The 14,093-nt window shown below is 60.2% G+C and carries 14 protein-coding genes and 1 tRNA gene; 13 read left to right on the forward strand and 2 right to left on the reverse strand.

Going from position 1 to position 14,093, the window contains the following annotated elements:
- From VVD49_RS12520 to VVD49_RS12540, 5 genes are all read left to right on the forward strand, one after another.
- The coding region (locus tag VVD49_RS12520) for a tRNA ligase subunit PheS family protein (protein ID WP_465189026.1) at positions 1-130 on the forward strand (130 nt) is incomplete at its 5' end.
- 1 nt (position 131) lies between these two features.
- Positions 132-2,507 carry a phenylalanine--tRNA ligase subunit beta gene (pheT, locus tag VVD49_RS12525; RefSeq protein WP_327599514.1) on the forward strand — a complete coding sequence of 792 codons (2,376 nt, stop codon included), beginning with the start codon at positions 132-134 and terminating at the stop codon, positions 2,505-2,507.
- A gap of 28 nt (positions 2,508-2,535) precedes the next feature.
- On the forward strand, positions 2,536-2,847 hold the full coding sequence (locus VVD49_RS12530) for an integration host factor subunit alpha (RefSeq protein WP_327599515.1): 312 nt from the start codon (positions 2,536-2,538) through the stop codon (positions 2,845-2,847).
- Positions 2,822-3,202, forward strand: coding sequence for a MerR family transcriptional regulator (locus tag VVD49_RS12535; protein WP_327599516.1), 381 nt, complete (start codon positions 2,822-2,824; stop codon positions 3,200-3,202). Before VVD49_RS12530 ends, VVD49_RS12535 begins: the two co-directional genes overlap by 26 nt.
- A 58-nt stretch (positions 3,203-3,260) precedes the next feature.
- Positions 3,261-3,337: transfer RNA gene (locus VVD49_RS12540), tRNA-Pro, on the forward strand.
- Between the two features lie 119 nt (positions 3,338-3,456).
- On the opposite strand, the gene VVD49_RS12545 is transcribed toward VVD49_RS12540, so the two are convergent.
- On the reverse strand, positions 3,457-4,023 hold the full coding sequence (locus tag VVD49_RS12545) for a DUF3568 family protein (protein WP_327599517.1): 567 nt from the start codon (positions 4,021-4,023) through the stop codon (positions 3,457-3,459).
- 305 nt (positions 4,024-4,328) lie between these two features.
- Here VVD49_RS12545 and hflX point away from each other — a divergent pair, with 305 nt between their 5' ends.
- Entirely contained in the window at positions 4,329-5,678 is a 1,350-nt protein-coding gene (hflX, locus tag VVD49_RS12550) for a GTPase HflX (RefSeq protein WP_416384898.1), read from the forward strand.
- Positions 5,679-5,720: 42 nt separating this feature from the next.
- On the opposite strand, the gene VVD49_RS12555 is transcribed toward hflX, so the two are convergent.
- Positions 5,721-6,242 (reverse strand): glycine cleavage system transcriptional repressor, encoded by a 522-nt coding sequence (locus VVD49_RS12555; protein ID WP_327599519.1) that lies wholly within the window; start codon positions 6,240-6,242, stop codon positions 5,721-5,723.
- Between the two features lie 301 nt (positions 6,243-6,543).
- Between VVD49_RS12555 and pelN the strand changes: the two genes are divergently transcribed.
- The 7 genes from pelN to aspT all read left to right on the forward strand — a co-directional run bounded on the left by pelN (position 6,544) and on the right by aspT (position 14,084).
- On the forward strand, positions 6,544-8,214 hold the full coding sequence (pelN, locus tag VVD49_RS12560; protein ID WP_327599520.1) for a pectate lyase PelN: 1,671 nt from the start codon (positions 6,544-6,546) through the stop codon (positions 8,212-8,214).
- A 233-nt stretch (positions 8,215-8,447) separates the two neighbouring features.
- On the forward strand, positions 8,448-9,422 hold the full coding sequence (locus VVD49_RS12565) for an SRPBCC domain-containing protein (protein WP_327599521.1): 975 nt from the start codon (positions 8,448-8,450) through the stop codon (positions 9,420-9,422).
- A gap of 7 nt (positions 9,423-9,429) precedes the next feature.
- The gene (locus VVD49_RS12570; protein WP_327599522.1) at positions 9,430-9,774 is read left to right on the forward strand and encodes an ArsR/SmtB family transcription factor; all 345 of its coding nucleotides are present in this window, start codon (positions 9,430-9,432) and stop codon (positions 9,772-9,774) included.
- A gap of 56 nt (positions 9,775-9,830) precedes the next feature.
- Complete coding sequence (locus VVD49_RS12575) at positions 9,831-10,178, forward strand: GFA family protein (RefSeq protein WP_327599523.1); 348 nt, start codon at positions 9,831-9,833, stop codon at positions 10,176-10,178.
- Positions 10,179-10,211: 33 nt separating this feature from the next.
- The gene (locus VVD49_RS12580; RefSeq protein WP_327599524.1) at positions 10,212-10,685 is read left to right on the forward strand and encodes an SRPBCC family protein; all 474 of its coding nucleotides are present in this window, start codon (positions 10,212-10,214) and stop codon (positions 10,683-10,685) included.
- Positions 10,686-10,835: 150 nt separating this feature from the next.
- Positions 10,836-12,104 carry an L-fucose:H+ symporter permease gene (gene fucP, locus VVD49_RS12585; protein WP_327599525.1) on the forward strand — a complete coding sequence of 423 codons (1,269 nt, stop codon included), beginning with the start codon at positions 10,836-10,838 and terminating at the stop codon, positions 12,102-12,104.
- A 294-nt stretch (positions 12,105-12,398) separates the two neighbouring features.
- Positions 12,399-14,084, forward strand: coding sequence for an aspartate-alanine antiporter (gene aspT, locus VVD49_RS12590; RefSeq protein ID WP_327599526.1), 1,686 nt, complete (start codon positions 12,399-12,401; stop codon positions 14,082-14,084).
- The last annotated feature ends 9 nt before the right edge of the window (positions 14,085-14,093 follow it).

The following is a 14,093-nucleotide window of genomic DNA, read 5'->3' on the forward strand; positions in this document are numbered from 1 at the left end:
TGCACAGAAGTACACCGGATTTGCATTCGGCATGGGTCTCGATCGACTCACCATGCTGCGTTATGGCATCAACGATTTGCGCTTGTTCTTCGAGAACGATTTGCGCTTCCTGACTCAATTCAAAGACTGATATGCAGTTCTCCGAACAATGGTTGCGTAGTCTGTGTAACCCGGCGCTCGACAGCGATGCGCTCTGCCATCTGCTGACCATGGCCGGCCTCGAGGTTGAAGAGGTCGATCCCGTCGCACCGCCTTTCACAGGCGTAGTTGTTGCGCAGATCGTCTCGTTTGAAAAACATCCGAACGCCGACAAGCTGCGCGTATGCACGGTCGATATCGGTACGGGTACGTTGCAGCAGATCGTGTGCGGCGCACCGAATGTGGTGGCTGGCATGAAGGCGCCTTGCGCGACCGTCGGTGCGAAATTGCCGGGCTTCGAAATCAAGGCGGCCAAGCTGCGCGGTGTCGAGTCGTTCGGCATGATGTGCTCGGCCGACGAGCTTGGCATGACGCAGGCACATGACGGTTTGCTGGTGCTGCCGGACGATGCTCCTGTCGGCACGGACATCCGCCAGTACCTGTCGCTGGATGATCGCAAGATCACGATCAAACTCACGCCGAATCGCGCGGACTGCCTGAGCATCGCCGGCATTGCACGCGAGCTCGCCGCGCTGACGGATACGCCGCTGGCTCTGCCGAAGGTCGGAGCAATTGCCCCGACGCACGATGAGCGTCGCGAAGTGTCGCTGGATGCACCGCAGGCTTGCCCGCGCTATGCCGGACGAATTGTTCGTGGTGTCAATGCGGCAGCTGCTACGCCGGAGTGGATGAAGCAACGCCTCGAACGCTGCGGTGTGCGCTCGATCAGTGCTGCTGTCGATATCACCAATTACGTGATGCTTGAACTCGGCCAGCCGATGCATGCCTTCGACAATGACAAGTTGTCGGGCGCTGTGCATGCACGCATGCCGAAGGCTGGTGATTCGCTCAAACTGCTGAACGGTCAGACCGTTGAGCCGGCAGCTGACGTGTTGTTGATCGCTGATGACGCACGAGTGTTGGCGCTGGCTGGCGTGATGGGCGGCGACGAGAGTGGTGTGACGAACGAGACGCGTGATGTGTTCCTCGAAAGCGCGTTCTTCCAGCCCGATGCCATCGTCGGCCGTGCGCGTGCGCTCGGTTTTTCGTCAGATGCATCGCATCGTTTCGAACGTGGTGTGGATTTCGAACTCGCGCGTACGGCGATGGAGCGCGCCACCGCGTTGTTGTTAGAAATTTGCGGTGGTGAAGCAGGGCCCGTCGTCGAGGCCGTTGCGAACGACGCCTTGCCGCAACGCGCAGCTGTGACGGTGCGTCCTGCTCGCGTGCGTCGCGTGCTCGGGATCGATGTGAGCGACGCGAACATGCGTGCGACATTCGAGCGCCTCGGTATGTCGGTTGGCGTTGCAGGCGAGGCCATGAGCGTCACGCCTCCGTCTTACCGCTTCGACATCGCGATCGAGGAAGACCTGATCGAAGAAGTCGCGCGTGTTGTCGGCTACGACAATATTCCGCCGATTGCACCCGTGGCCGGCACGACTATGCTGCCGCTGCTGGAAGATCGCCAGAGTCCGCATCGCGTGCGTCGTGCGCTTGCGGCTCGTGACTATCAGGAAGTCATCAGTTACGCCTTCGTTGAAGAGGCGTGGGAAGCGGATTTCGCCAGCAATACGGACCCTGTGCGCCTGGCCAATCCGATTGCCAGCCAGCTTGCCGTGATGCGCTCCACGCTGATTGGCGGCCTCGTCGGTGTACTTGGAAGCAACCAGCGTCGACGCGCCGACCGTGTGCGTATTTTCGAAATTGGTCGCTGCTTCCGCAAGGATGCGAGTGGCATTCCCGTGGCCGGCTACGATCAACCGGTGCGTGTTGCTGCGCTTGCATGGGGTCCTGCCGTCGGTGAGCAATGGGGCCAGGCATCGCGCAAGATCGATTTCTATGACGTGAAGGCCGACGTCGAAGCCCTGCTGGGCGCGGGCGCAAGCTTCGAGGTCGCTGTGCATCCTGCCTTGCATCCAGGCCGCACCGCGCGTGTCACGCTGGGCGGCGCGGTCGTCGGTTTTGTAGGTGAGTTGCATCCTGCCTGGGCGCAGAAATACGAACTGGGCAGTGCACCAGTTTTGTTTGAACTGGAACTCGACGCGGTGCTGGCGCGCAAGCTGCCTGCGTATGTGGATGTGATGAAGCAGCCTGCCGTGCGACGTGATATCGCGTTGGTGATTGCCAACAACGTGCAGGCGGCGCAGCTGCAGGCCGTGCTGCAATCGGCAGCCAGTGAGCTCGTGCGTTCGATTGATGTTTTTGATGTCTACTCGGGCAAAGGTCTCGAACCGGATACCCGAAGTATTGCGCTGCGTGTAGTGCTTCAGCACACTGAACGCACGCTGGAGGACGCCGAAATCGATCAGGCCATGAAAGCCATGATCGCTGCGGCGGGCGAAAAGCTTGGGGCCCAGTTGCGCTCCTGAGCTGGCTGAACAAAACAGAGAACGATTTATGACTTTGACCAAAGCCGAACTTTCCGACCTGTTGTTTGACAAAGTAGGTCTGAACAAGCGTGAAGCGAAAGACATGGTCGAGAGTTTTTTCGACGAAATCCGTAACGCGCTTTCGCGTGGTGAAGATGTGAAGCTCTCGGGTTTCGGCAACTTCCAGCTGCGCGACAAACCGCAACGCCCCGGCCGCAATCCGAAGACCGGCGAGGAGATTCCGATCACGGCACGTCGTGTGGTGACTTTCCATGCCAGCCAGAAACTGAAGGCCGCGGTCGACGACCTGAGCCATGCAAACACCCCAACCGAATCCTGAGGCGCGGGAACTCCCGCCCATCCCGGCAAAGCGCTACTTCACCATTGGTGAGGTGAGTGATCTGTGCGCGGTCAAACCGCACGTGCTGCGCTATTGGGAGCAGGAGTTCACGCAACTCAAACCGGTCAAGCGACGCGGTAACCGGCGCTATTACCAGCATCATGAAGTGCTGCTGGTGCGTCGGATTCGCGACCTGCTGTATCGCGACGGTTTCACCATTAGCGGTGCGCGCAACCGACTCGAAGAGAACGCAATTTTCGAGCACGAAGTTGCAGAGGAGGCCGAGCGCGCACGCGATAGCGTGCATAGCGTGCGCGGTGAATTGCTGGATCTGCTGGCCTTTCTCAAGAGCTGATTTTCTGGCGCCTCGCCTGTGCAATCGCGCTGCTTCCCTGATACAATCACGCCCTCGTCGGGGCGTAGCGCAGCCTGGTAGCGCACTTGCATGGGGTGCAAGGGGTCGCGAGTTCGAATCCCGCCGCCCCGACCAAAAGAATCAAGCAGATAGGCCACTCTTTGGAGTGGCCTTTTTGTTTCTGGTCGCAGGACTGCAGTGGATATGCCGCTGGATCTGGATTCTCGGAATGCCAAAGTCATGTTGCGGCGACTTCAGATCGTCCCTTTCTTCTTGGGTGGGGAGCTGCCCTTGCGGCTACCAAGGAGGTCGCTGCCGGAGTAGCCAGCATTGTTGATGCTGCTTCGGTTGGCTTCAGCATCCGCCAGGTTCATGGCAAGTAAAGCGCGTTCGATCTGCACGACTATTTCCTGCGCCGTTGCGCCGTCTACGCGAAACATATCCTTGCGAGCCTTGACGCTTACCCGCGTAAGGTTGGGTGATAGCGCTTCGAGCTCCAGTGTGATGTCCATGTCGCCGACGCGTGCCTTGGTTACCTGGCTGCTGCTGATGCTGGCGACCTCATCGACCTGCAAGAATATCCGCTTGGCAGCGATACGACTGGCATCGTCGACTTTGCTGAAGGGCTCGCTGAATGTGCGTGACGCTGTGCCATTCATTTGATGCGACAGGCCTGCGCCCGCCCCGGCACCAGCCAGGCTGACCGCAAGGGCCGCGCAGCCGTTGAGAAGCAGCAGCACGCAGACGCCGAGGCTCAGTCGAGCGGCAGATCGCATCGTGCTGGCGAGATGAAGTTGAGGGATGTGGACTCTGGTTGTCATGATCTACGGCATATGAGGCGAAGTGGAGGCTTCGAGAGGGCTGCTCAGGGTGAAGCATCGCGCAGGCCAGAGAGGCCGCGCCCATCGCTCGTACTGACGGTTGTGCCAGAAAGACTCTCAAGCGGTTCCGTTGCGAGGCCAGAAGGTTCTTCGCCGTTCGTCGTTGGTTGCAAGGCCGTCGGCTGATCTGCCGTTTCACGTCACCTCTGCTACAAAACGGGTCACTGTCTCGAGTGCATTGGCAGGTACACTCCGCCTTTGGCCGATTACGAGAAATAGCTGGAATGCCCCCTGAAGAAGCAAAATTGAAACGCGGCATCATCGCGGCCGTGCAGTTGCCGAACGTCAGCGAACTGGAGTTTGAAGCGTCCTTGATGGAGCTGCGAGAGCTCGCAAAGACCTTGGGCTTTGAAGTCGTGCAGACCTTCATCCAGAAGCGCGCGGGTTTCGACAGGACGGGCTATCTTGGTATCGGCAAGCGCCAGGAGATCCAGGCCTTCGTGAACAACACGCTTGCGCCTGAGGAAGCGGATGCCGCCGCTGACCGCCCAGCGCAGGAAGTGGTCGATGCAGCCGATGCCGGTAGTGATATCGACATTCTGTTCATCGACCACGAAATATCGCCATTCCAGGCGCGCACGCTTGAGGTCGAGATCGGCTGCGAGGTAATGGACCGCACCATGGTCATCCTCGAGATCTTCCATCGCAATGCCCGTTCGCGCGCAGCGAAGGCGCAGGTGGAGATTGCGCGTCTCGGCTACATGGCTCCGCATCTGCGTGAGGCGGCCAAGCTCGCGGGTCCGCAAGGTCGGCAACGCGCGGGTACGGGCGGTCGTGGTGCAGGCGAGTCACATACCGAGCTGGACCGTCGCAAAGTGCGCGACCGCATTGCCGATCTGCAGAAAGAGATCGTGGCAATGGACCTCGAGCGCAAGACGCAGCGCGCCCGGCGCCAGGAGAACGAGGGGCTCGCGACCGTGGCACTCGTGGGCTATACCAACGCGGGCAAGTCGACCCTCATGCGCGCGCTCACGGGCAGCGAGGTGCTTGTTGCCAACAAGCTTTTTGCAACGCTCGATACGACGGTGCGGTCCCTGTATCCGGAGAGCGTGCCGCGCGTGCTGGTCAGCGACACCGTCGGTTTCATCAAGAACCTGCCGCACGGCCTCGTGGCCTCTTTCAAATCAACGCTGGAAGAGGCGCTTGATGCGTCGCTGTTGCTGCACGTCATTGATGCCAGCGATCCTGGCTTCGAGCGTCAGCTGGAAGTCACTGACAAGGTGCTCAGGGAAATCGGAGCACATGAAGTGCCGCGCATGCGGGTCTTCAACAAGATCGACAACGGTTTTGACGAGGCCGGGCAAGCCGAACACGAAGCGGCTTTGCGTGCGAAATACCCGGATTGCATCGTGATGAGCGCGCGTCGCCCGGACGACGTGGCGAAGCTGCACGGCAAGATCGTCGCCGTCTTCCAGCAGGACTTCGTGGAAACCGAGTTGTTCCTGCCGTGGACGGCGCAGCAGTTGCGCAAGGAAATCTATGGCAATTGCGAGGTGCTCGAAGAGCGCGCTGATGAGGCCGGCGCGTTCTTTCGGGTGCGTGGTGAGCCTGTTGCTGTCGAAAAGCTTCGCGAACAGCTCGAACTCGTGCGCTGAGCGCGTTCCGGAATGCGCGTGCCAGGAGCGAAGTCCGTGCGACTAGTCCTGTGCGCTCAAAGCAATATCGACAATCAATTCGTTCGAGAGGGCTTCAAGGGCGGCTTGCAGTGCCCGGATGTCGAGTTGTGCGTCGGCCCGCAACTCGGCCTCGGCGTGGAACATCGTTTCACCCGACATCGCTGCGGCGCTCGTGTAGGTATTGAGCGACTCCACATTCACCGCATGCCTGGCAATGACTTGCGAAACCTCGCGCACGATGCCGACGCGGTCGTGACCGGTTAGCGACAGATGCAAGGCGCGTTGAGGAAGGTTGTCGGGTGAAGGGTGACCGGCGCGCTCGACGATGACGCGCAGGGGTTTGAAGTCGGTGAGCGCTTTCTGCAGGGCTACGACGTTCTGAGCGTGCACGCGGATGCGGACGAGGCCGGCGAATTTCCCCGACACATGCGCGAGTGAAGACTCCAGCCAGCTCGCTTCATGCGCCACAACGACGGCTGCCAACTCTTCGACGAGACCGGGGCGGTCATCGCCGATCGCGGTAATCACGAAATCTTCGTTCATTGCAGTCTCCATTCGTCGATGTGCCCACGATGTTAGCGGATTCCCGGAGGCATCGTCACGTGTCGTCGGGAGAGGGCTGTGTTGCCGATTTTCTTCCGGAACACGCTTGTCATTTTCTGGCCGTGCGAGGCTGATGTTGCTGACAAAGGGCTCCTGCATCGATTGCAGAGCGCCCCTGTTTCATGCGACGAATTTTCGCAATCGTAGTCAGGCTACCGTCCGGGTCGATCCTCTATATTGGGCGTCCGCACCTGGATGCGGAACATATAAGGGCGCATGCCCAAAAAACAGGAGACAGAACATGAACACGCAATTTCGCTTGCCAGGGTTGGCGCTTGCCTGCGCCATGCTGGGTTGCCCGCTCGCGGCAACAGCCAGCACTTACTATGTATCGCCGAGCGGGAGTGACACCGCTGCGGGTACGCTCGCTGCACCGTGGAAATCGGTTACGCGTGCTCAGACGACAGCCGTGGCGGGTGACACCGTCTACATCCGTGGCGGCACCTACAGCATCAAGGCCGGTGTGAACACCTGCGCGTCGCAGACGGATACGGTCAATGCCATCCTGCTCGACAAGAGCGGCAGCACCAGCAAGCCGATTACCTATGCGGCTTATTCGGGTGAGACGCCCGTGTTCGACTTCAGCGGCATGAAGGATGATTGCCGCATCAAGGGCTTCAACATCACTGCTTCCTGGATCACGCTCAAGGGGCTGGAAGTGAAGGGCGTGCCGCAGATCAACAACCTCAACCACGAGTCGTGGGGCGTGTGGATCAACGGCAGCAACAACGTCATCGAGCGCCTCAACGTGCACCACATCATGGGCGCTGGCGTGTTCATCCAGAACGGTGGCTACAACCTCGTGCTGAACACGGATTCGCACGACAACTACGACCCGAAGACTTCCAATGGGGCAGGGCAGAGTGCCGACGGTTTTGGTGCGCACATCAAGGCCAGCAACCCGGGCAATGTGTTTCGTGGCTGCCGCGCATGGAACAACTCGGATGACGGTTTCGACCTCATCAACGCCTATTCGTCGGTGACCATCGAGAACTCCTGGGCCTGGCACCATGGCTATCTGCCGGGAACCGATACGCCGGTTGCCGCGGGTAACGGTAACGGCTTCAAGATCGGTGGCTATGGTGGCGTCTACGTGTCGGGTGGCGTCAAGCACACGCTGCGTCAGTCGGTCGCGTTCAACAACAAGTCTGCCGGCGTCTACACCAATCACCACACGGTGGCGAACGACTACTTCAACAACACCAGCTTCAACAACAACGTGAACTTCAACATGCTCGGCATCGACTCCGGCGGCAACGACGTGGGCCTCGGTACCTTGCGCAACAATATCGCCTACAAGGGCACCGCGTTGTCGAACAGCTCGGGCATCAATACGCGTTACAACACGTGGGACAGCGCCACCGGCGTCACGGTGTCGGACTCGGACTTCCAGTCTGTTTCCACATCGGGTTGGGATGCTGCACGTCAGTCGGATGGCAGCCTGCCGGTCGTGAAGATGCTGCATCTGGCCAGCGGTAGCGATCTGATCGACAAGGGCGGCGACGTCAATCTGCCGTACAACGGTGCGCTGCCTGACCTGGGCGCGTTCGAGACCGGCGCAGCCGCAAGCTCGTCGTCGAGCAGCAAGGCTTCTTCGTCCTCAGTTGCGTCATCGGTAGCTTCGTCCAGCTCTTCGAGCAAGGCTTCCAGCAGCGCTGCATCGTCCGCGAGCAGCAGCTCGGGCAGCGGTCCGGTGCTGACCGGTACGGGCGACTATCCGGATGGCTTCAGCAAGTGCGCAGATGAAGGCGCGACCTGCTCGGTGAGCAAGGGCACGGGCTGGGTGGCGTACGGTCGCAAGGGCAAATGGGTCACCAAGAACGTCGGCGTCGGCAAGAGCATTGCCTGCACGGCCGCGGCGTTTGGCAGCGATCCCGGCGGCAACCCGAACAAGTGCTCGATCCAGAACTGATCGACACCTGAGCCAGCTCCCGCAAGGGGGCACGCGCGAAAACTCCCCGTCCCCATATCGCTTGGGGCGGGGAGTTTTTGTTTGTAGCTACGGATTTGCCCGTGCAGTCGACTGCTGGCGCCCTGAGCGTGGCAAACGCTTAATGCAACAATTTGGTTGCTTTTTCGTGAAGGCGATTCCATACTGCATTTACGCAACCAAAAAGTTGCACAAAATTGCAGCGAAGGAGTCTCATGAGTCATTACAAACAAAGCCTCGTGATCGAGGCAAAACCGGAAACGGTCTATGCCGCGCTGACCACGCCGCAAGGCCTGCGCGGCTGGTGGACGCAGGACTGCGATGTCGAGACGGCCGTTGGTGGCACGCTCAAATTCCGCTTCGGCGAGCACTACAAGCACATGCGCATCGAGCAGTTGCTGCCTGATCGCGAAGTGCGCTGGCAGTGCACCCTCGCGCATATCAATGTCGAGAGCTTCAGCCGCAAGGATGAGTGGGTAGGCACGCAGATCGTCTTTCACCTGAGCCCGGAGCGTGGTGGCAAGACGAGGCTCGACTTCGAGCACATCGGCCTCGTGCCGGCGTTCGAGTGTCATGAGGTCTGCGTTGCGGGCTGGAACACCTTTATCGAGAGCCTGCGGCTCTACACCGAGACCGGCCACGGCAATCCGTGGTCGATGTGCGAAGCAAGCAAACTGAATGGAGAGAAACGTATGGACAACATCGAGGGCAAGGAAGCGCCGGCCAGCACCGATCGCATCGAGCGCAGCGTCATCATCGAAGCGCCGCGCGAGCGCGTGTGGAATGCGCTCTCCAATGCCGAGAGTTTCGGCACCTGGTTCGGCGCCAACCTCAAGGGCCAGCAGTTCGTGCCCGGCCAGCGCACGGTTGGGCCCATCACCATTCCCAATCTCGAGCATGTCAAATTCGACGTGATCATCGAGCGTATCGAACCGACCAACCTTATGTCATATCGTTGGCATCCGGCCAACCTCGATCCGGCCATCGACTACGAGCAGGAGCCGCGCACGCTGGTCACCTTCACGCTGGCCGATCTGCCCGGCAATCAGACGAAGCTGACCGTCGTCGAGACCGGTTTCGACAACGTTCCACCAAGCCGTCGCATGGAAGCGTTCCGCATGAATTCCAACGGCTGGGTATGGCAGCTGGACAACGTCAAACGCTATGCAGAAGCCCATGTCGCAGCCTGAGTTGAACATGGACTCGAAGCCCGAAGCGCCATCGAACGAAGTACTCGCGCGCGTGTTCGCTGCGCTAGGCGATGCCACACGCCTCAAGCTCGTCGCCTTGCTCTGCGCGGGGAGTGCGCTGTCGATCGCACAACTCACCGCGCACACCGACATCAGCCGGCAAGGCGTGACCAAGCACCTGCAGATGCTCGCGGAAGCGGGTGTCGTACGTGATATCAAATCGGGCCGCGAGCGCCTCTGGCAACTCGACCCCGCGCAGATCGAAGCTGCGCGACGAACGCTCGAAGAAATCGGTCAGCAGTGGGACATCGCGTTGGGCAAGTTGAAGATGTTCGTCGAGTCCGCGCCGTGATCAGCTGGCGAATGCAGGCTGTCCACAACAACAGACAAGTACCAGGAGTAACCCATATGACATACAAGGGAAGTTGCCATTGCGGCCAGGTCGCCTTCGAAGTGCAAGGCGAGATTCCGGAAGTCACTTCCTGCAATTGCTCCATCTGCCAGCGCAAGGGCGTCCTCATGTGGTTCGTGCCGCCGCAAGCCGTGGCCTTGCTGACGTCGCCGGAGCACGTGGGCAGTTACATGTTCAACAAGCACGCGATCAACCACCGCTTCTGCGCCGCGTGTGGCATCCACACTTTCGGTGAGGCGCGCGCGCCAAACGGAGATCCGGTTTACGCAATCAATGTGCGCTGTCTCGAGGGCGTAGATCTATCCGCATTGAAGGTGCAGCACTTCAACGGACGCGCGCTCTAAAGCCACGGCTTCAACACAGAACTGGAGAAAATCATGAACGATCAGGATTTCACACGGAGCTTCAGCGTCGATCAGACGCCAGCACAGGTCTTCGCCGCCATCAACAACGTACGTGGCTGGTGGTCGCAAGAAATCGAAGGCGATACCGACAAGGCAGGTGCAGTATTCGCGTATCACTACAAAGACGTACATCGCTGCACGCTGAAGATCGTCGAGTTCGTACCGAGCGAGAAAATCGTCTGGCATGTGCTGAGCAACTACTTCAGCTTCACGCAGGACACGACCGAGTGGACCGGCACGAAGATCCGCTTCGACATCGCGCGCGTCGGTGGCAAGACCGAAGTGCGTTTCACGCACGACGGCCTGGTGCCTGAAGACGAATGCTATGAAGCTTGTTCGGAAGGCTGGAGCACCTACGTCAACAGTTTGCGGAGTCTTGTTTCGACGGGGCAAGGGAGTCCCAATATCGGGCAGCCGCTGACGGAGACCGAGCGGGCATTGAGCTGATCGCACACGCCTGCTTGTGTGCACCCGCAGCAGAGTCGATATCTGCATCGATTTCATGCTGCAGGGATGGCTGTTCGGGCCGTTGCGTGGCAAGCTTGCGCGCTCGGCCAGGGGCGTTTCACGTGCCTGGTATATGACAGGAGACGTGTCATGACTCAGCAGGCCCCGCAAGGAAATGCGCAAAGCTACCGCAGTGCGCTCATTGCTCTGACGGTGTTGTTCTTCATGTGGGGGCTGATCACCTCGCTGAACGACATCCTGATTCCTCATCTCAAGGCGCTCTTTACCCTGAGTTACCTGCAGGCCATGCTGGTGCAGTTCTGCTTCTTCATGGCCTATTTCGTGATGTCTTTTCCCGCGGGTTTCGTGGTTGAAAAGATCGGCTACAAAGGCGGCATTCTCGTCGGGCTGCTGGTGGCGGCTGCAGGTTGCCTGATGTTCTATCCGGCTGCGGGCATGCAGTCTTACCCGCTGTTCCTGTGTGCACTCTTCGTGATGGCGAGCGGCATTGCGGTGTTGCAGGTTGCAGCCAATCCCTTCGTCACTGCGCTCGGATCGCCGGAAACGGCCTCCAGCCGTCTCAACCTGACCCAGGCGTTCAATTCACTGGGTACCACTGTCGGGCCGGCGCTTGGCGCGACTTTCATTCTCGCCGTGGCGGTCAAGTCGGCGTCTGAATTGCAGGCGCTCTCGCCCCAGGACCTGGCTGCCTACAACCAGGCACAGGTCAGCGCGGTGCAGCATCCCTACCTGATCCTGGCGGGCGTGCTGGTGGCGATTGCGATTTTCATCGCCTTGTACCGCCTGCCACGCGTGGGCAGCGATGCGAGCGATGAAGCACATGATGCCTTGCCGGTGCGTCGCAGCATCTGGCAGTACCCGCACCTGGTGCTTGGCGCATTGGGAATCTTTGCCTACGTCGGTGCCGAGGTATCGATCGGCAGCCTGCTGGTCAGCGTGATGGGTTTGCCCGAGGTAGCCGGGCTCGCGCCAGACGTGGCTGGGCACTATCTGTCGATCTATTGGGGCTGCGCGATGGTGGGGCGTTTCATCGGCAGCGCGCTGATGCAGAAAATCGCGCCGCACCGCCTGCTGATCTTCAATGCGCTGGTGAATATTGTCTTGCTGGCGCTGGCCGTGCTGATTCAGGGCAAGCTGGCAATGTGGGCCATGCTGTCCATCGGCCTGTTCAACTCCATCATGTTCCCGACCATCTTCTCGCTGGCGCTCGCCAGGCTGGGCAAGTTCACCGGCGAAGGCTCGGGTGTGTTGTGCATGGCCATCGTGGGTGGCGCTATCGTGCCGGTACTGCAAGGCCTGGGTGCTGACCACATCGGCTTGATGCCATCTTTCTTCATTCCTGCGGTGTGCTTCCTCTACATCGCCTGGTACGGATTTGCGGGGTCGCGGCCGCGTTGAGATATCTGCTCAGGCAATAAAAAGCCCGCCATGACGGCGGGCTTTTTGTTGCCTGTAACAAGCGGCGTGCCCACCTCGCCGCAGGTGCGACGACCGTGAATTGCACGTTGGTGCAACTTGCTCATCACCTTAGGGCGATGCGTGTTGTGGAATCTCCTCCTAGAATGCCTGACGGGCCCCATTGTCGAACTGAAAAGAGCCCACGACGTACCTGGCCTTGGCGATGTGCCAAGCCTGTTGTTGGAGTGATTCTGCGTGCGGGGTGGCACTTCCCGCAATGAAGAGGAGACAGCAATGTGGGTGGTCAATTTTCTGCGGCAATATCCGGAGCTGGCGATCTTTCTGACCCTGGGCGTCGGCTACTGGGTCGGCAGTATCAAGATCGGTAGCTTCAGTCTCGGCTCAGTCACCGGCACCTTGCTGGTGGGGGTGCTGATCGGGCAATTCCACATCGACATTTCTGCGAATGTGAAGTCGGTGTTCTTTCTCATGTTCCTGTTTGCGCTTGGGTACGGCGTCGGCCCGCAGTTCTTCCGCGGGCTGAAGAGCGATGGCCTGCCGCAGGTGTGGTTCGCCGTCATCATCTGCGTGCTATGCCTGATCGTCACCTGGGCTTGCGCCAAAGTCGCGGGTTTCGACGCAGGTACGGCGGCCGGGCTGCTCTCTGGAGCGCAGACCATCTCGGCCGTGATGGGCGTAGCGCAAGACACCATCAATGGTCTCAGCCTCACGCCGGAACAGAAGAAGGCGATGAGCGACCACATTCCCGTGGCCTATGCGGTGACCTACATCTTCGGCACAGCAGGGACTGCCTGGATACTCGCCACCCTCGGGCCGAAGCTGCTCGGCGTTGATCTGGCTGCGGCGTGCAAGGAGTACGAAGCGCAGATGGCTGGTGGCGAGGATAGCAGCGGCCTTACTGGCTATCGCATGATCACGGTACGCGCCTACGCGATCCAGGATTCGCTGGTGAACAAGCGCGTGGCAGATCTGGAGGCAAGTTTTCCCGGCTATCGCGTATTCGTCGAACGCATCCGGCGTGCGGGCAAGATCGTCGAGCCAGACCCCACGACGACCTTGCTTCAGGGCGATGTCATTGCATTGGCCGGGCGTCACGAGGTGCTCGTCGGCGCCAGCGCCAGCGTCGGTGCCGAGGTCGAAGACCGTGAGCTGTTGTCGGTGCCCGCCGAGGCGCTGGAGGTCGTTCTCACCGACAAGAGCATCGCCGGTAAGACGCTGGGCGAATTGGTCGCGGCAGGCACGGCATCCGGCTCGGCTTTCGCGCGTGGCGTATTCCTGCGCAAGGTCGAGCGTGCCGGGCAGTCGCTGCCGATCAACGCGGGGCTCAAGCTCGATCGTGGCGATCACCTGTTCATCGTCGGTGCAAAGCACGACGTGGAGCGCGTCGCCAAGCAGATCGGTTATCCCGATCGCGTGAATGACCAGACAGACATGATTCTCGTTGGCCTGGGCATCGTCATCGGCGGTCTCATCGGCGCGCAGTCCATCAAGGTGGGTGGCGTGCCGATCTCTCTGTCGACCAGCGGTGGCGCATTGATCATGGGGTTGGTCGCGGGCTACCTGCGCTCGACCGATCCGCGCTTCGGCCGCATCTCGTCCGGGGCGCAGTGGTTCATGAGCTCGGTCGGTCTCACGACCTTTATCGCGGTCGTTGGCATCAGCTCCGGGCCGGGCTTTGTGGCTGGCCTGCAGGCGCTCGGCCTCAAGCTATTCGTGGCTGGCGTGGTGGCGACATCGCTGCCGATGATTGCCGGGCTCTATATCGGGCACTACCTGTTCAAGTTCCACCCGGCCATCAACCTCGGCGTCAATGCGGGCGCGCGGGTTACAACGGCGGCGCTCGGGCAGCTTACCGACGCTGCAAAAAGCAATGTCCCTGCCTTGGGATACACCGTTCCCTATGCCATCAGCAACACGCTGCTGATCGTATGGGGGATCGTTATCGTCGTCATCATGTGACCGGCCATC

This window comes from Uliginosibacterium silvisoli (assembly GCF_036017035.1).
Taxonomy (GTDB): domain Bacteria; phylum Pseudomonadota; class Gammaproteobacteria; order Burkholderiales; family Rhodocyclaceae; genus Viridibacterium; species Viridibacterium silvisoli.